Genomic DNA, 17,102 nt, shown 5'->3' with positions numbered 1-17,102 from the left:
AGGGTCATGTTTTGGGTGTAAGGCTTCGGCGATGTCACGGTAGTCATTGCTCTGGTCGGCTGCGTGGTTTACCTCGTGAGGATCTTTTAGCGTCTTGTGAGTTTCTTTTAGCGTTGCGGTGTTGGCTACTGCTTTGAAGGGCGAGAAAGTGCTCGCGGCAACACTTGTCGGACCAACCCACATATGAGGCGCAATATCTATGACATTGGGGAACTTGTTGGCCTAGTTGCGTTTTTCCCAGCAGTGCATTGATGCTGAGCTTTAGGCCCTTTATGCCCTTATGGCAGATTTGGCGGGTGCGCCGCAGGAGATCATCGACCCGCGAACAGGTGAAGTGCTTGGGTGTGCTGTTTATGCGTTGTATGGTCAACGTCGCTGGTGAGGTAGGTGAAGTGCCCCGGGTTTTGTTCCTAGGCATGTGCCTTGATTTCCATTATGTCCTGAGCTGAGCTTTTGGAGAGTGTCCGATAGTTTGTGTGCGGGGGTTTGGTTTACAAGTACTCCGCGAATCGGTTGGGGTATGCCACAGCTAGTTGGTTGATGGCTTGCTTCCAGCCATTGGCCTTTGCTCCTTCAACATACCCGTTGCACTCAACGGCGCGCTTGGCTTGCTTCGCGCGTTTGGCAGCGCGTTTGTCTTCGATGTTGCAAATCATCAGCCAAAGCGTCTTCACAGCCGCTGTATCGTTCGGGAACTGGCCCCGATTCCGGGTAGCTTTGCGCAGCTCAGCGTTAAGTGACTCGATCGAATTTGTGGTGTATAACACCTTGCGCGCTGCTGGCGGGAACTGCAAAAACGGCACGAACCGTTCCCACGCATCACGCCACACCTTCACCGACTGCGGGTATTTCTGGCCAAGCTCAGAGGTTTCGAACGCATCTAAGCTGGCACGGGCGGTATCTTCGTTTGCGGCCGTGTAGATCGCACGTAACGCGCTGGAGACAGCTTTTCGGTCCTGATAGGACACCCACCGGTTCGCCGCCCGGATCAGGTGCACGATGCAGGTCTGCACCATCGAATTCGGCCAGGTCGCCTCCACGGCTTCCGCTAAGCCTTTAAGCCCATCACAGCAGACGATGAAGACATCCTGGACGCCACGGTTGGCCAGATCTGCGCACACCGATGCCCACAAGGCGGCGCCTTCATTATCAGCAATCCACAAGCCCAGGATGCGCTTGATACCGTCGATGTCGATGCCCACCGCCATGTAGCACGCCTTGTTGACTACACGGTGGCCATCGCGGATCTTCACGCGTAGCGCATCAAGGAAGATTACTGGGTAAAACTCGTCGAGCTGACGGTTCTGCCAGATCATGACCTCGTCTAAGACTGCATCGGTAATGGTGCTGATCGTATCCGGGCTCATATCCACCCCCAGGGTGGACCCAAGATGGTGCTGAATATCACGCACTGTCATCCCACCGGCGTACAGCGAGATGATTATGTCATCGAGCTCTGTCAGCCGGCGTGCGCCCTTGGGCACCATCTGGGGAGTAAACGTGCCGCAACGATCCCTGGACCTGACCCCTTGGTGGTGGACACGCTGAAACCAGCATTTCGCTGGGGAAGTGAGGTACCTTTCCACCATGCCACGCAAGACCTACACCGAGCAGTTCAAGCGTGACGCAGTGACGTTGTACGAGTCGACCCCTGGAGCCACGATCAACGCGATCGCCTCCGATCTCGGGGTCAACCGCAACTCCCTGCGCACCTGGCTCGACGCCTTCGGCACCGGCACCAAAACCAACGCCAACGGTGAAAAAGTCGCCAGCCCGATCGCCGCAGCCAACAGCGAACGTACTCCTGCTCAAGGACTCTCCGATGCCGAACGCATCCGCATGCTGGAACGCGAAAACGCCACGCTACGGGAAGAACGAGAGATCCTGCGCAAGGCGGCCAAATATTTCGCGGAAGAGACGAACTGGTGAACCGCTTTCAGTTCGTTGATGACCACCGAGACTTCTACGAGGTCAAGCGGTTATGTGAGGTCCTGAAGATCAACCGGTCCTCCTACTACAAGTGGAAATCTGCTGCTCCTGCCCGCCGGCGACGCCTCGTCGCTGACGCGGCGCTGGGAGCGAGGATCAAGGCCGTGTTCACAGCTGAGAACGGCTGTTACGGGGCGAAACGCATCACAGCGGCCATCAACTCGGATCCGACCAGCGATGATCGCCTCAATCACAAGCGCACCGCCAGGCTGATGCGCCAGATGGAATTGTTCGGCTACACCAAGAAACGCCGCGTAAAGACCACGGTGTCTGCGAAACGCGCTCCGACGTTTCCGGATCTGCTCGCACGCCGTTTCACCGCGGAGAAACCAAACATGGTCTACGTCGGCGATATCACCTACCTCCCGATTGCAGATGGGTCGAATATGTACCTGGCGACGGTCATCGACTGCTACTCGCGGCAGTTGACCGGTTTCGCGATCGCCGTCCACATGCGTACGGAGTTAGTTGAAGAGGCTTTGATGATGGCTTACGGGATCCGTGGCGGGCTTGACGGAGCGATTTTCCACTCCGATCATGGCAGTGTATACACCTCTGATCGGTACCGAAGACTATGTGAACGTCTCGGTGTTACCCAATCGATGGGAGCAATTGGTACCAGCGCGGATAATTCTCTGGCGGAGTCGTTCAACGCCACGTTGAAACGGGAAGTCCTTCAAGATGCACCTGTTTTCGCCAGTCAGCTGGTGTGTCGCCGGGACGTGTTCCAATGGTGCAGTCGCTACAACACCAAACGCCTGCACTCGAGGTGCGGCTATCGTTCGCCGAACGCCTTTGAATCTTCCGAAACAGCTATACTCAAAACCGCATCTGATTAAAACTCCGTGTCCACTTTCCGGGGTTCAGACCCCCTGGGTACAGTCACTTCCAACGTGCCGTAACCAGAGTTAACCGTCTTGGTGTACGACCCGTTGCGGTGGTTACCACCCTGTGTTGGTTCAACCTGGGCCTTCATCTTCCGGTCGGAATGACGGTAGCCCAAATGGGCATCCATTTCCGCCTGCAGACCAGCGTTAATCGACGCCTGCAACAGACCTTTGACCAGGTCACTGGCGTCACCGGTGGACGTCGACAACTCGCCAATCAGCTTGGCGAGCTCAGGATTTTCCATCAGCTTCTCGCTGATCTCGTTGACTGAAGTGCCCCAGGTTTTGTTCCGTTTGAGTAGATGGGAAAATCTGGAACATGCCGAGGAAATTTGACCAGGATGCGAAGGACCGCGTTGTCCGTCTCGTTGAAGACCGTATCGTGGCGGAAAATCTTTCGATGCAAGACGCATGTCAGGCTGTCGCACCCAAACTGGGTGTCTCGTGGCACACAGCCCGACAGTGGACGCAGGCTGCTCGCCGCGACGGACGAGTCCCTGATCATTTGCCTGAAGACTTGGCTGCTGAAAACGCCAGGCTACGGCGCGAAGTTCAGGAGCTACGTGACACCAACGAGCTGTTGAAAGCTGCCTCGGCTTTTTTCGCATCGGAACTCGGCCCAACACGTCGGAAATGATCCGGTTCGTCGACGACTATCGGGATCGTTTCACGGTCGAGTTCATCTGTGCGACGTTGAAGAATAATCGTGAAGGTGGCTTCATTACCTCGCGTGGTTACAGGCAGTCGAAAGCCCGGGGCTTAAGTGCCCGCGCACTTCGTGACGCAGCTGTCATGGAGCATGTTCGCCAGGTTCACGCAAACAATTACGGCGTTTACGGCGTGCGGAAAATGTGGCGTGCCCTTCGACGTGAAGGCATTCATATCGGCCGCGAGCAGACCGCCCGCCTGATGCGCCTGGCCGGTCTGTCCGGCAAAGGCAAAGGAGGTGCACCTCGCACGACCCGCAAGCCGAAGGGGCCGGATGTGCGACCTGATCTGGTCAATCGTGAATTCAGAGCGCCAAGCCCCAACCGACTGTGGGTGGCTGACATCACCTATGTGCGCACGCGGAAAGGCTTCGTCTACACCGCATTTGTCACTGATGTGTATTCCCGCAGGATTGTCGGGTGGGCGTTGTCAGACTCGATGCGTACCGAGGCGTTGCCTCTGCAGGCGCTGAACCAAGCGATTGTGTGTGCGAAGAAAACCGAAGGTCTAGTTCACCATTCGGACCACGGCTCGCAATACGTCAGCATCATCTACAACGAGCGTCTGACTGAGCACGGGATCGCTGCGTCTACTGGGACGGTCGGTGACTCCTACGACAATGCTCTGGCTGAAAACGTTAACGGTTCCTACAAGAATGAACTCATTCAAACTCGGAGGTGGGCGGACGTTGTCGAGGTGGAAATCGCGACGTTTGAATGGGTGAATTGGTGGAACGAATCACGGCTCCACCAGTCCCTAGACTACCGCACGCCGGCGGAGGTTGAATCAGAATTTTGGAGCAAAAGCTCAGCTCAGGACATAATGGAAATCAAGGCACATGCCTAGGAACAAAACCCGGGGCACTTCAATCATCGACCCGTGTACAGGTGAAGTGCTTGGGTGTGCTGTCCACACGTTGTATGGTCAACGTCGCTGGAAAGGTACGCTCAGTACACCGCTTTTATTTGCTGGACAGTGAGGCGGCCTGGGTTGGTTGGAGACTAGGTTTTACCCTAGGAGGACGATCAGCATCATGGCATGGCCCAGCAAGTACGACACCGCCACCCAAGAACGCGCGGTACGTATGTACTTCGAACGTCTCGAAGACGGCGACATCTCCAAGGCAGCCGCCCGCCGAGAGATCGGCGAACTGCTCGGCGTAAAGGAATCCACTCTGCGCAACTGGATCCGAAAACAGGAAAAGCAGGATCAAGCACCCCAGCCCGGCTCCCTGTCCTACGAGCAGCTCCAGGCTGTCTATGAGGAGCAGGCCAAGGAAGTCGCCAAACTGCGACGAGCCAATGAGATCCTCAAGACGGCGTCAGCTTTTTTCGCCCAAGCGGAGCTCGACCGCAAACTTCGGTAGTCGTGGATTTCATCTGCACCTACCGGAACCGTTTCGGGGTCGAGCCAATCTGCGAAACCTTGACTGCCCACGGCATTGCGATTGCCCCGAGCACCTTCTACGCCCACCAGTCCCGCGGTTTCGGCCTCACCGGAGCCGAACTCGACGAAGCGTACGCCGCCTACCGCATCTACCGACTGTGGGAGGAAAACCGCAAGGTCTATGGCCGGCGCAAGCTCTGGAAAGCAGCCATCCGTGACTGCATGTTTATTGGTCGTGACCAGGTGGAACGGCTGATGAAGATCACCGGCATCCGCGGTGTGTCCCGCGGAATGCACCGCAAGAAGACGACCGTGGCCAATCCTGCGCACCGCCGGCACCCGGACCGAATAGGCCGTCGGTGGAGGTATCCGTCGCATCCGGATCAGTGGTGGATCGCGGACTTCACCTACGCCTGGACGCGGGAGGGATTCTGCTACGTCGCCTTCATCGTCGACGCCTACTCGCGGCAGGTCCTCGGCTGGGTCGTCACCACGGTGATGGACACCAGGATGGTGCTCATGGCCCTGGAACACGCGTTGTTCAGCCGCAGACGCACCCGCATGGATTTCACCGCCACCGGCATCGTCCATCACTCGGACGCCGGGGCGCAATACACCTCGCTGGCGTTCACCGACGCGCTGGCAGACGCCGGACTCCAGGGCTCGATCGGCTCGGTCGGTGATGCTCTGGACAACGCGATGATGGAGTCGACGATCGGGCTGTACAAGACTGAGCTCATCGACGTCGATCCCGCACGCACATAAAGGGATGCCCGGGAGGTCGAAACGGAAACGGCCTCGTGGGTCTACTGGTACAATCACCAGCGTCTGCACTCGTCGATCGGTGACGTTCCCCCGATCGAATACGAGCAGGACTACGAGGAATTCAACACCACCCGAAAAGCCCAGTAAGGCTTTTACCCGTAGTCTCCGAAAAACTCAGGCCGAGTCAGTGTGGAAGGATGATTGTTTGTGGCTGCTGTGCGGTTGTTTTCTGGGGTTGATGATTGGTTTGCTGAGCGGGGTTTTGTTCGTCACGGGTCGAGGAGTCCGGTGTGGGTGAAGGATTTGCCGCACGGTTTGCAGATGATGTTTGTCGCTGATGCAAACAAGCGTTCCAAAGATGTGTACGAGTCGGCGTTCAATTATTATGCGCGTTTTCCGGCTTTGAAAGGGCTTGAGAGGAAGCTCTTTGCTGACAGTCCTATTCACGGCATGCCGACGGGGTTGTTTACGGCTATTGGGCTGAAGGCTATGTCTCACCATGGTTTGTATCCCTCTGGTTACAATCCGTTTGAGGCGTCGGGCAGTGGCCCGTTGTGGGATGAGTATTTGGCGTTGCTGGATCCAGCGTTGGTGAAGCTTGAGGAGGAGATTACTCGCCAGCGTGATTTCCGTCGCGATATCGCCGAAAGTGATGTGTGGGACTTTCGTCCATATAATTTTGCGGATATTTTTGTTGATTTTCATGTGGGGGATTTTGAGCACGCGCGGTATTTGCTGGAGACGACGGATTGGTACAAGAGGTTAAACCCGCAGAACTTCTCGGATAAGCCCGGTGAGCTCCCCATTGGTGAGTTTGTTGACAGGGCTGTTCGCATGTTGGGTGAGTACATTGATACTCATGATCGCCGTAGTTAAGGAGTGGTTCGAATGAGTTTCGATGTGATGATTATTGATCCGGCAACAGTGCCGACGGGTTCGCATGGTGAGTTCATGGAGTGGTATAGAGCGGCGACGTCGTGGTCGGAGGATCGCGATTATGGTGCTCCGGTGGGGTCTGCGGCGTCGATTGTGGCGTGTTATGAGGAGTTGAAGGTCGAGTTTCCTTCGATAGATGATCTTGATTGGGATGAGGATGAGGATGAGCAGGAGGAGGCCAACACGGAGTATGTCCTTGGTGATGATTTTGTCTACATCGCGTTTGATTGGTCGGAGGCAGAAGAAGCCGCGAGTGCTTGTGTGAGGGTGGCGCACAAACATGGGCTTGCGTTTGTGGATATTAGCGGCACAACGTCGATTCTGTTTCCTGATGGGCGTGTTGTTGGCCCCTAACGCGCAAGGAACAAGTAACAGTCGCCTACCAGCGGTGCACAGGGGGCACCCCGAGGCATCCGCAAGGATTTTCCGTGGGTGGAGTTCGATGCGGGCAGCGTGATCGACCGAGCAGTGCTGGACGGTGTGTCCTTCCTCGGTGGGGAGGAGACACCATGCAGCCTTGCGCACAGTAGATCGGCGCAACATCCGCCACGGAACGGCTCGGGGAGCTTGGTCGCGGGGCAAAGGCAGAGGGGTTCGACTTCGAGGTGTGAAAGTCGTCGAAAAGCGAAGGTTAGCTGCCTTAATCCTCGAGGCCTGACCCTCCTTCGCCCTCCGGGGCTAGCGCGATCTGAATCATCTCGACCCGTCCGCTGCGCTGCACCCACTGTGCTCGGCCCGGTGGTAGTGGCTTGAGGTACACCTTCGGGTAGATTTGGCCCTCTTGGCGCTCGCCGGACATGAGGATCCCAGCGGCCCCGGCCTCCCGGATAGCTTGCACAACCGGGTCGTAGGAGGCGCGAGCCATGCCGGTGGAGCGGCGGGTGACAATCAAGTGGAGGCCGATGTCAGCAGCCTGAGGCAAAAAACGTACCAATGGTTTCAGGGGGTTAGAGGACCCTTCGACCATATCTATGTCGTCCACAACGACATAGATCTCTGGTCCCTCCCACCACGAACGGTTGCGTAGTTGCTCGACGGTCACGCCGGGGCCAGGCAAACGTCGTTCAAGCTCGGCCACGATGCCCTCGGTGAGCGTGTCGCATCCTGGGCGGGTACCGGCGTAGCCGCCAAGAAAATGGTCAGGGATGAAGCCCAGCAGATTGCGCCGTAAATCCCACACTCCGAACATGACGTCGCCGGGGTTTTTGTCCCGCACTATCTCAGAGACTAAAGTTCGCAGGGTTGATGTCTTTCCTGCTTTAGCATCGCCAACAATGAAGACGTGACGTTCGTCGCCCTCGAAGTTGAAATGTGCAGGCTCCAGTGTGGTTTCCGCTAAACCGATAAGTGCCGGGGCGTCGCTAGGGTGCTTTGCCCGAAGATCGTCCAGCGTCACTGAATCGGGCAACATTCGCACGGCAGGTGCGCTGTGGCCGAGCCACCCTTGGGCAATTGCAGCGACCGTTGATTGCGGTGTTGCATCTTTGGCCACGTCAGGTTGAGCGAGATAGGGCAAACAAACCTGGCTATACAATCCGTCCGAAGTCAATGCGCGACCTACCGGTTGGCCCTTGAGTCCCTCTGAGGCACGTTTGCCGATGGACGAATCAATCGGGTCGTTGAGCTCGAACTCAATGCGTGTCCCGATCACCGCCTGGAGGGGCAAGCGGAAGTCCGCCCATCGACCTGTGGCAAACACGACGTGGATGCCGAATCCGAGTCCCCGCTGTGCCAGGTCGGTGATAGCGTCAGCCACGTCCTCAAAGTCCTTTCGCAGTGTCGCCCACCCGTCCACGACGAGAAATATGTCCGCCGCGGGCAACTCAGGAAGCTGGCTGTCGGCGTGGAGGCGACGCATCTCTTCAACGCTGGAGATGTGGTAAGCGCTGAAAAGTTTTTCACGCTGGTGGAGAAACATCACAAGCTCGGCAACAGTACGGCGCAGAAGATTCTCATCGAAACGTGGTGCCACGGCACCTACGTGGGGTAAACCCTCCAGGTAGCCAAGTTGGGAACCGGCCATGTCAATAATGTAGAAGTTGACCTCGGTTGGCCTATGCGTAAGCGCTGCGGAAGTAACGAGGGTGCGCACGGCTGTCGTCTTGCCTGACTGCGGGCTACCCAGGATGGCTACGTTGCCTCCCGAGCCCGATAAATCCACGGACAGCGGCCCCTGCCACTGCATCAAAGGTTTGTCTTTCACGCCCAGCGGGAAGACCAGCGGGCCCTGTGACGTGGCCGTCAGCCCCGCCTTCGACTCCATCTCAGCTTTGCCCAGCGCGGCTGTGAGGTCAAGCGACTTAGGCAGAGGAGGCAACCAGATTTGGCGTGTTTTATCGGCAGCCGGACGAAGACGCGAGACCACAAGGTCGAGGGTTGTAACCGCTGGTTTCGCTACTCCGGAATTTTCCAGCTCGGCTTCGTGGGCTAGTTGGCGCCCGCGCATCCATTGCTCGGTGGTATTTGCAAGCTCAAGAGGCATCGGCACCGGCGGCAGCTCGCGCTTGATGGATTGCTCGGAAGATACATAAGGGCCGGACACATAGGCTGCTTTGAAGCGTTCGAAAATGTCCGGGTCCACCTTCAGGTAACCAGAACCTGGAATGGGAGGTAGTTCGTGTGCATCGGTCACACCGATGGCGGCGCGCGATTCCGCCGCTGAGAACGTGCGCAACCCGATCCGGTACGAAAGATACGATTCCAATCCGCGCAAGCGGCCCTCCTCAAGACGCTGCGAGGCCAAAAGCAGATGCACACCAATCGAGCGACCGATGCGGCCGATTTGCACGAACAACTCAATAAACTCGGGCTTAGCCGCGAGGAGCTCACCGAACTCGTCGATGATCACGAATAGCACTGGCAGAGGGTCTTCGACGAGGCCTTCGTCGCGTAGCGCGTTGTATTCCCCGACATTGGCCAAATTGCCGGCCTCCTGCAGGACCCGCTGCCTGCGTTGAATCTCGCCCAGGATGGCGTCGTGCAAGCGGTCCACCAAACCCGCGGCGTCCTCGAGATTGTCAACTATCGCGGCAGTATGAGGCAATGCCTCCAAGCCTGCGAACGTGGCACCGCCTTTGAAGTCGACAAGAACCAAAGAAAGCTGATCAGGCGGGTGACAAACAACCTGCGCGAGAACCAGAGTACGCAAGACCTCAGACTTGCCTGAGCCCGTCGCACCTACGCACAAACCGTGCGGTCCCATGCCGGATTTAGCCGACTCCTTGATGTCCAAGTAGATCGGCTCCCCGTCTGCAGCCAAGCCAAAAGGCACGTTGAGGAAGGCGTTATTTGGGCGGGGCTGCCAAGCCTCATCAATGTCGTAGCTGGCGAAATCTTCAACCCCAAGCATCATATCGAGACCGATCGTCTGCTCAAGTGGCGCGTCCGGGGTGGCATCGGCAATGAGCCGCAAGGGGGAGACTGCACGCGCAACGGCTTCGGCGACGGCGGGGGAGACGTCGTCAAGCATGCCACTGCTCCCGCCGTAAAGAACACGCTCGGTATAACCCGCAGCTCCCTCCTTCGGCTCGCGCACCTCGCCACGATCGAGCAACTGCACCTCGAACGAACGATCTTGTTGAAAAATCACCCGCACATCGACATGGGAAGGCTCGGCGTGCTGCACGCTCGATGCAGCCAACAACGTAATACGCGCCGCCTCGAGGGAACCGATCGACGTCACTTCACCCGCGATCGTGCGACCGTGCTCCGAATCCATATTGACCACCACCAGCAGGTGCGGCTTTTCCAACGGAGTTAACTGGTGTTTCGAACGCTCCCTCAGCTCCGCCGCGCGAGCCGCAACCTCTGATAACAGTGCTGAAGCTGACTCCTCATTATGGGACACCCCACGCTTACCGATAGGCCCATCAAACTCATCTGCACTAAGGATATGAGGAAACCACAAGGCCCAACCGGTATCGTCCTCAGCGTCAGATAAAGGAAGGCAGATATGGAAGCGGACGTCGTTAGGAGCATGAAACACTGCAACCTGAGACAAAAGGGCACGCACCGCTTCCGACGTCACCTCGGCAGCGCCGACGAGAGAGACCGACCCGCGCAGCGGCACCGCAATAGGAAGATGCTCAATGGTACACGTGCGCCGCATCATTCGGTCGAGATGCGCCTGCGCCAAAGGCTCCGCCACGTGCATGGGATTACCCCCAGGAAGAATCTTCACCCCCCGTGCCATTTTGCCCACTCCAGTGCCCAAACGGGCCACCAAAAAGTCTTCGTCGCCGCGGCGGCGCTCCCACAAACGGTAGGGATCTCGCACAACATCCGTCAGCGCCCGTGGTTGCGGATTGCGTGACAATGACTCGGTGCGCTGATCTACGGCGAGATCATGGACAGTCGACTCGACCTCATCCAAGTGCTCCAAAAACCTGCGACGTTCCTCCTCCGCAGCCTTGCGCGAACCAGTGCTTAGGCGAATATACATTGCAATCGCAGTGATGATTACCGCGACAAACATCACCGCGCCCACCGCCATGCGGATCGGGTTGCCCGAAGAAATCATCATGAGCACCATGCCGGTTCCCGCCACAATGGGCAGAAAAACCATCATAATGTTGCCCCGCTGACCACCTTGGCGAATAGTGGGGACCTGGGCAATGCTCACGGGGTCCTGTTCCGCGATGGTGCGGTGCAGCCGTGCCGGGCGGTGTACGATGCGCGTGCTCATGGATCCTCACTTCTAATTACAACGTGCCCTGGAACTGCAACTGGATATTAACGTGGCTCACTTTGGGGTGAAGCCCGGCACAACGCCGGAACCGTGAGGCACTTTTGGGGTGTCTTTGTGCAAATATAGTCGTTATGACTGCCCTGTTTGTACGAGTCAGTGTGTTCTTTGGAGGCCGGCAACTCGATGTCAGCCTCCCCGCACAGCGCCCCACCGTTGACATTATCGACGACGTTGTTACGCTATTTTTGCGAAATCCCGAGCAAGACGACACCGTAGGCAGCGAAAATCCCGGCATGGTCGTCCCGGAAGCGCACACCTGGATCCTGTCCTCCCCAACATTGGGGATCATTGAGCCGCACCACAGCCTGGAAGATCGCGGTGTGGCCGACGGAGAAAGGCTCTACCTGAGTAGCCGACACGAGGCTGCTCACTCCCCCTTCGTCGACGACGCAATCGCTGAGGTACGCACCACCATCGGCGACAGCCAATGGCGCTGGTCAGAACAAACACGCTCGTCCGGCATTCTCGCGGTCGTAGCAGTGATACTTGCCTTGCTGCTGCTCATGATTGGTGTGGCATTGCGTTCGGGCGAATCCTCGTCGCCTGCCCTGCTCATAGCACTTCAAGTGGCACTGGCCGTCGCTTTGGCAGGGCTGGCCCTCTGGAAACCCCACGACTGGATGCGTTGGCTCGGGGTGAGCCTGCCCGTGGCCGCACTGTTTGTCGGTGGGCACCTCACGGCTGGAGTTCCCATTGCAAACGGGGGGCCAACGCTGCTCGCTGGCAGTGCGTTCGCCGGGGCGCTTGCCGCATACATCTCAGGGCGAGGCAAGCCGGTCGGCGCCATCGCAGGAACAACCGCTCACCTCATCCTTGCCGTGGCAGGAGGTGCCGCGGCTGCGGCGACCGCGTTAGGTGCTAATCTTTACGCGCTCAGTGCATGGGGAGCGTGGCTTCCCGTCCTTGTTTTGATCGCTGCGCCTGCTTTAGCTATCAATTCCACGGGGTTGGCTACGTTGCTTCGTATCAATGACACCGGTGAGCAAGTTCAACGCAGCGTCATCCGCGCGAAGGCTCGCCGCAGTGAAGCGGTCAGCCGCGGGATCGTTTGGGGCGCTACCGCGGTCAGCGGGGCGATCATTTTCACCCTTTCCACGAGCCCCTATTGGCAGCATGGCGTAATTGTCGCACTGTTATGTCCGCTCGTTCTTCTGCGGGCAAACGGTTTTGCTGACGCCCGCATTATTGCTCCCCTGCTCACCACCGGCATTTTCGGGGTTGCGCTGCTTGCGGGATCTCTCGTCGTGTGGTCCGCTAACGGATGGGAACCACATTCAACAGCGGCTTGGTTCGCGCCGGGCAGCGGCGCACCCGGCGGCGCGTGGATTGCAGCGCTTGCGGTGGTTGCGTTAGCAGCGGTGATCCTCTCCCTCCTTCACCGGTGGGAACCTGACGAGTTGCAAGAAGCTCGCCTTGCCCGCGTTTTATCTGCCGCCGACGTCGTCGCCTGCTTGGCTATTATCCCACTGATTCTCGCTGCTCAAGGAGTCTTTTCCTACTATTGGGCGACTACGTAGATACAACCGCAGGATTTCGTGTCTACGGGTAGATGCGTGAAAGAAGCCGCTGGTACAAAGTTAGCGACTCCGGGTCCAGAGGGAGTCGGATTCTCTCACGTGCAGTTGAACTGACGTCAAGCCACGGAAGCGCGCAAGCATCTGCTGGCAGTTGCTCGTTTGCCCGTGCCCCGTACATGGCAACCGTCACCCGCCCCTGGCTGGCAAGGTCGTAGAGGTGGTGGCCAGGCCGGTAGAGCCAACGGTGATCTTGGTGGTGTCTATCCGTGACCAAAACCACGTGTTTGGCCAGCGCAGTGCCCGCTGTAATTGTCTCCGCAGGACAGGTGAAAGGTAGATCCACAACTACCGACGGCCACCTGTGCGATACGCGGTTGACCGCTGTGTCTAGGACTTCAGGTGTGATCGTGCCTGGCCCATCTGTCCATGTGCTAAGCACAGGCACCAGTCCGTTCTGGTCGACGTAGTGCTCTACTTGCCGACGACTCATGTGTTCCGCAGGCGACTGCACAAGCCCGACCATATCTCCGTCGGGCCCAGCTCCAAGTAGGCTGCGCATCGGCTGGTTAACGCCGTCGGCATCGACGACTGCTACTGGCTGCTGTGCCACGGCATTCATGACGACGCCGATGATTGCCGAAACTGGTGAGGACAGGATTTGGTCATCGAACGCCGCTACGGCCACGACAGTGGCCCGGTCGGTTTCCCGGGGAGGGTTGCGTTGAGCCTGCGCAACCACGTCGGCCCACTTCAGTCGCTGCACAGCGCGCGCCGGGAAGGAAAAATCCACGTGAGTCCTGCCTTGAGTAATAGGTGCGACAAGGTCGCGGACAATTATAGGATAAGATGCGTCCACAATAGCCGAGCAAGAATTGACGGGAATCCACGCCACCATGCACGACAAGAAAGCTTCTCAGAACGTCCCGGCGTGGTTGCGGGTAGACACCGATAGGGTATCGCCCGCGCAACCAGCGCCGTCCCCGGATGAGACGCAGCCGACCGAGCGCGCTTCCTTGGCACCTAAGGCAACGTCTGATCCGGGGTTTCCTAAGGCCCCCCAGAGCCCCAAGGCCCCCGAGAGCCCCAAGGCCCCCCAGAGCGCTAAGGCCCCCGAGAGTCCTAAGGCCCCCCAGAGCCCCAAGGCCCCCCAGCGCGCCAAGGCCCCCGAGAGCGCTAAGGCCCCCGAGAGTGAAAGGCCGCTTCGGCGCACCGTCTGGAAAGAGTGGAAGCCGGCAGCGTCTGCACCCGAAACGCGCAGGGATGAGCAAACCTTTGGGGGTAGGTCACATTCTGGGGCGCCGACGTCAATGGTGCCGGAGGATTTGCGGGGCGGAGGGGGTGTTCACCGTCGCAGGGACGGTGGAAGCAGTCAGCCAGTTGGGCCGATTGTGGTTTCTCGTGCCGCGCCCGTTGAGTCCCGCCCTTTTGATTTGACTCCCCCGGTTGCGCTCGACCAGTCCAACATTGTGAGTCCGGCGAAGCGCGCGCCTCGCGGTGGGTGGCGAAAAATGCTCTACACTTTGTCCTTCGGCCTCATCGACCTGGGAGATTCTGAAAAGGAGCTGCGGCGAGAGGCGATGCTTGAGCGGATCCGTACGCCGTTGAAAGGGGACTACCGCATTGCGGTGATGTCTTTGAAGGGTGGGGTGGGGAAGACCACCACCACTGTTGTGTTGGGAGGAGTATTAGCTGAGGCGCGGGGTGACAGGGTGGTGGCTATCGACGCTAACCCTGACCTGGGAACTCTTGCCCAGCGGGTTGCTGCACCCGGTTCCGCGACGATTCGTGATCTGCTCGCGGCTGAGGATACCTCCAGTTATTCTCAAGTGAAGTCCTATACGACTCAGGCGAAGTCGCGGTTGGAGGTCGTCGGCTCTGAGCGTGATCCTGCGGTGTCTGAGGAATTTAGCGAAAGTGATTACCGCGAAGCGATCTCTATTCTGCGGCGCCACTATAGCGTCATCTTGACCGATTGCGGTACGGGTCTAATGCACTCGGCTATGGGCGGGGTTTTGGATCTTGCAGATACCCTCGTATTGGTTACCTCTGCTGCACTGGACGGTGCTCAGTCCGCTGCCGCGACTTTGGATTGGTTAAACCTTCACGGCTATGAACAGTTGGCTGCTAATTCGGTCGTGGTTGTATCGTCCCCACCGCAGCAGCGTTCAGCGATTGACTTAGAGCGGCTGGTTGGACACTTCCGGGCTAGGACGCGTGCGGTGCATGTCATTCCTTTCGATGCGCACCTCGCGGAGGGGGGCAGTGTTGATCTTGACCTGCTGGCCCGCTCGACGAGAGAGGCGTACGATCAGCTCGCGGCTACGATTGCGCATGATTTCAGCAAGGTCGATAGGTAGGTCGTATGCGAAGCCGAGTGTGGCTGTGTGCTGTCGGTGTTCCAGGTTGTTTTCTTCTCGCCTCTTGCGCCGCGCGGGTAGAGGTCCCGGAACCGGAATCGGTGGAGCAGGTCGAGCAGTTTTCGGTTTGGGCGGCAGAGCGTTCTGAACCGTACGGGGTGCCTGAGCGTGCGCTTCGCTCCTATGCTTTTGCGGCGTGGACGGTCCAGCAGGAATCGGGGTGCCAGGTGGGCTGGCCTACGATGGCTGCTTTGGGCAAGGTGTTGTCTGATCATGGTGAGGCGCAAGGGTCGCAGGTGGCTGAGGACGGTGTTACTACCGTTGCGCTTCGTGGTTTGGGTACCGCGTTGGGGCCGGAAGCGATAGTAGCGGATACTGACGGCGGCGAAACTGATGGTGACAGTACCCGCGATGTTCCGGTTGGTCCGATGCAGATTATGCCGTCGCGGTGGGAGCAGTTCCGTTTGAGTACCGAGCCGGGCAAAGAACCTAACCCCGATGACATAGATGATGCCGCATTGACTATGGCATCGATAGTTTGTAAGGGGGGCGATTTGTCTACCCCAGAGGGTTGGGACCGTGGCATGATTTCCGTGGTGGATGACATGGAAAAGGTAAAGGAGATTCACCGGGTGTCAAAGGAGTTTTCGAGATGAAAAAGCTTCTCGTGGTGGGCTCTGTGATGGCGCTTTTTTGGAGCGCAACGGCTTGCGGCAGTCCGGGTTCAGCTAAACCGCAGGAGCTGGTGCAACAGGTTCCGCCACTTGGGCAGTTGCCGGAATTGCCATCCCACTATTTTCCGCCGCCGGAGCCGGATGAGGAGCCGGATGAGGAGCCGGAAAACGAGCCGGTGATCGCTGACGCTCCACAGGGACAGTCTGCGCAGCCGGAAAGGGTAACGGTAGTTGAGGTGGCGCCACCGCCGCCACCGCCACCTCCACCGCCACCTCCGCCACCACCTCCGCCGCCTCCCCCGGGGCCGAACCGCATCAGTGTGCCGATCGGTCCGGGGCATCTGCACATCAATTTGCCCTAAGTGGAGGTTGAGCACATGAATAGCACTAAGGATTCGCGTTTGGCGCCGCGTTTTGGGTCTTCGGCTCAACGGGGGCGAAGACCTCGCAGGGATCATCGCGCTGCGGTGCAATCGCACACGCTAAGGATGGGCCTGTTGGATAAGGCTATTCGCTTTGGGGCAGAGGAGCCGGCGTTGAAAACGCGCTCCCCTCGGATCCTCCTTGGTTCCGTCATCCTCGGGGCGATAGGTATTGCTGGCACGATCGGCGCTTCTGCTTTGCTGCAGTTTTTCATCCGCTAAACCGTGCGCGTTGGGTCGGGGAGTTTGGGGTTGTTACCGGAGGAGGTCGTGGAGTGTCGCGTCGGCGTGGGCGGCGGTTTCCTGGGTGGCTGTTGAGATATTTCTGCCGATCGTTTGCACGGTGGTGATCGCCGCTAGGGAGGCTGCTTGCGCTGAAGCGATGAGGTAGTCGCCTTGTGCTTTGGCGCGTTGCGGGGCTGATTGTACCCACCACCGGAAGGTGACGAGGCTGGTGAGCGCGCCGTTGATGCTGTCTTTGGCTGCGTTTAGTGGGCTTGAGGGGTGAGAGCTGGTGGAGTAGCCGTCGGGTAGGTCGTAGCGGATGTTGCCGGCGTGGAGGGTCTCCGCAGAGGCGTGCTGTGTGACAGTGTGGGTCAGGATGAGCGCGGCGAGTAACCCTATGGTGGTGGAACGGCGAAGCTTCATGGTTGGTCCTTCTTTGATGGTGAAGTGTTCGAAGCTAAGGGTACCGTCTTAGCCCCCGCTACTCTT

The 17,102-nt window shown here is 58.5% G+C and carries 12 protein-coding genes, 3 pseudogenes and 1 other annotated feature; of the genes and pseudogenes, 10 read left to right on the top strand and 5 right to left on the bottom strand.

Annotated elements, in window-relative coordinates; all coding sequences use genetic code 11:
* Positions 1-491: 491 nt before the first annotated feature.
* Positions 492-1,517 (bottom strand): annotated as a pseudogene (locus VLL26_RS07465) (IS256 family transposase); the annotation flags it as partial.
* Positions 1,518-1,587: 70 nt separating this feature from the next.
* Here VLL26_RS07465 and VLL26_RS07460 point away from each other — a divergent pair.
* Positions 1,588-2,828, top strand: a protein-coding gene (locus VLL26_RS07460) for an IS3 family transposase (protein WP_342318484.1) whose coding sequence is annotated in 2 segments (ribosomal slippage) — positions 1,588-1,915 and positions 1,915-2,828 — 1,242 coding nt in all. Because the reading frame shifts where the segments join, the coding sequence is not laid out codon by codon here.
* 32 nt (positions 2,829-2,860) lie between these two features.
* Here VLL26_RS07460 and VLL26_RS07455 read toward each other — a convergent pair.
* Positions 2,861-3,136, bottom strand: a pseudogene (locus tag VLL26_RS07455) (transposase); the annotation flags it as partial.
* A 59-nt stretch (positions 3,137-3,195) separates the two neighbouring features.
* On the opposite strand from VLL26_RS07455, the gene VLL26_RS07450 reads away from it, so the two are divergent.
* The 4 genes and pseudogenes from VLL26_RS07450 to VLL26_RS07435 all read left to right on the top strand — a co-directional run bounded on the left by VLL26_RS07450 (position 3,196) and on the right by VLL26_RS07435 (position 7,025).
* A protein-coding gene (locus VLL26_RS07450; RefSeq protein WP_342318465.1) for an IS3 family transposase occupies positions 3,196-4,430 on the top strand; the annotation gives its coding sequence in 2 pieces (ribosomal slippage) (positions 3,196-3,484 and positions 3,484-4,430; 1,236 coding nt in all).
* Positions 4,431-4,617: 187 nt separating this feature from the next.
* A pseudogene (locus tag VLL26_RS07445) lies at positions 4,618-5,882 on the top strand (IS3 family transposase).
* Positions 4,908-5,039 (top strand) — a sequence feature (AL1L pseudoknot). Its footprint overlaps the pseudogene before it by 132 nt.
* 60 nt (positions 5,883-5,942) lie before the next feature.
* Positions 5,943-6,611 (top strand): hypothetical protein, encoded by a 669-nt coding sequence (locus VLL26_RS07440; protein WP_342318483.1) that lies wholly within the window; start codon positions 5,943-5,945, stop codon positions 6,609-6,611.
* 12 nt (positions 6,612-6,623) lie between these two features.
* Complete coding sequence (locus VLL26_RS07435) at positions 6,624-7,025, top strand: hypothetical protein (protein WP_342318482.1); 402 nt, start codon at positions 6,624-6,626, stop codon at positions 7,023-7,025.
* A gap of 286 nt (positions 7,026-7,311) precedes the next feature.
* Here the strand turns inward: VLL26_RS07435 and eccCa are convergent, their stop codons facing one another.
* Positions 7,312-11,355 carry a type VII secretion protein EccCa gene (eccCa, locus tag VLL26_RS07430; RefSeq protein WP_342318481.1) on the bottom strand — a complete coding sequence of 1,348 codons (4,044 nt, stop codon included), beginning with the start codon at positions 11,353-11,355 and terminating at the stop codon, positions 7,312-7,314.
* Between the two features lie 134 nt (positions 11,356-11,489).
* Between eccCa and eccD the strand changes: the two genes are divergently transcribed.
* Positions 11,490-12,935, top strand: a complete 1,446-nt coding sequence (gene eccD, locus VLL26_RS07425) for a type VII secretion integral membrane protein EccD (RefSeq protein ID WP_342318480.1) — start codon at positions 11,490-11,492, stop codon at positions 12,933-12,935.
* Positions 12,936-12,957: 22 nt separating this feature from the next.
* Here eccD and VLL26_RS07420 read toward each other — a convergent pair whose 3' ends face one another.
* Positions 12,958-13,725 (bottom strand): hypothetical protein, encoded by a 768-nt coding sequence (locus VLL26_RS07420; protein WP_342318479.1) that lies wholly within the window; start codon positions 13,723-13,725, stop codon positions 12,958-12,960.
* A gap of 718 nt (positions 13,726-14,443) precedes the next feature.
* Between VLL26_RS07420 and VLL26_RS07415 the strand changes: the two genes are divergently transcribed.
* From VLL26_RS07415 to VLL26_RS07400, 4 genes are all read left to right on the top strand, one after another.
* Positions 14,444-15,292, top strand: coding sequence for a MinD/ParA family ATP-binding protein (locus tag VLL26_RS07415; protein ID WP_342318478.1), 849 nt, complete (start codon positions 14,444-14,446; stop codon positions 15,290-15,292).
* Between the two features lie 5 nt (positions 15,293-15,297).
* On the top strand, positions 15,298-15,948 hold the full coding sequence (locus tag VLL26_RS07410) for a hypothetical protein (RefSeq protein WP_342318477.1): 651 nt from the start codon (positions 15,298-15,300) through the stop codon (positions 15,946-15,948).
* The gene (locus tag VLL26_RS07405) at positions 15,945-16,328 is read left to right on the top strand and encodes a hypothetical protein (RefSeq protein WP_342318476.1); all 384 of its coding nucleotides are present in this window, start codon (positions 15,945-15,947) and stop codon (positions 16,326-16,328) included. The genes VLL26_RS07410 and VLL26_RS07405 overlap by 4 nt, the downstream gene beginning before the upstream one ends.
* A 135-nt stretch (positions 16,329-16,463) precedes the next feature.
* The gene (locus tag VLL26_RS07400) at positions 16,464-16,610 is read left to right on the top strand and encodes a hypothetical protein (protein WP_342318475.1); all 147 of its coding nucleotides are present in this window, start codon (positions 16,464-16,466) and stop codon (positions 16,608-16,610) included.
* A 33-nt stretch (positions 16,611-16,643) separates the two neighbouring features.
* Here the strand turns inward: VLL26_RS07400 and VLL26_RS07395 are convergent, their stop codons facing one another.
* A complete protein-coding gene (locus VLL26_RS07395; RefSeq protein WP_342318474.1) occupies positions 16,644-17,036 on the bottom strand; it encodes a hypothetical protein in 393 nt (130 codons plus the stop codon).
* Positions 17,037-17,102 lie beyond the last annotated feature (66 nt).

This window comes from Corynebacterium sp. BD556 (assembly GCF_038452275.1).
GTDB lineage: Bacteria > Actinomycetota > Actinomycetes > Mycobacteriales > Mycobacteriaceae > Corynebacterium > Corynebacterium mayonis.
This window is presented reverse-complemented; position numbering and strand designations above follow the sequence as displayed.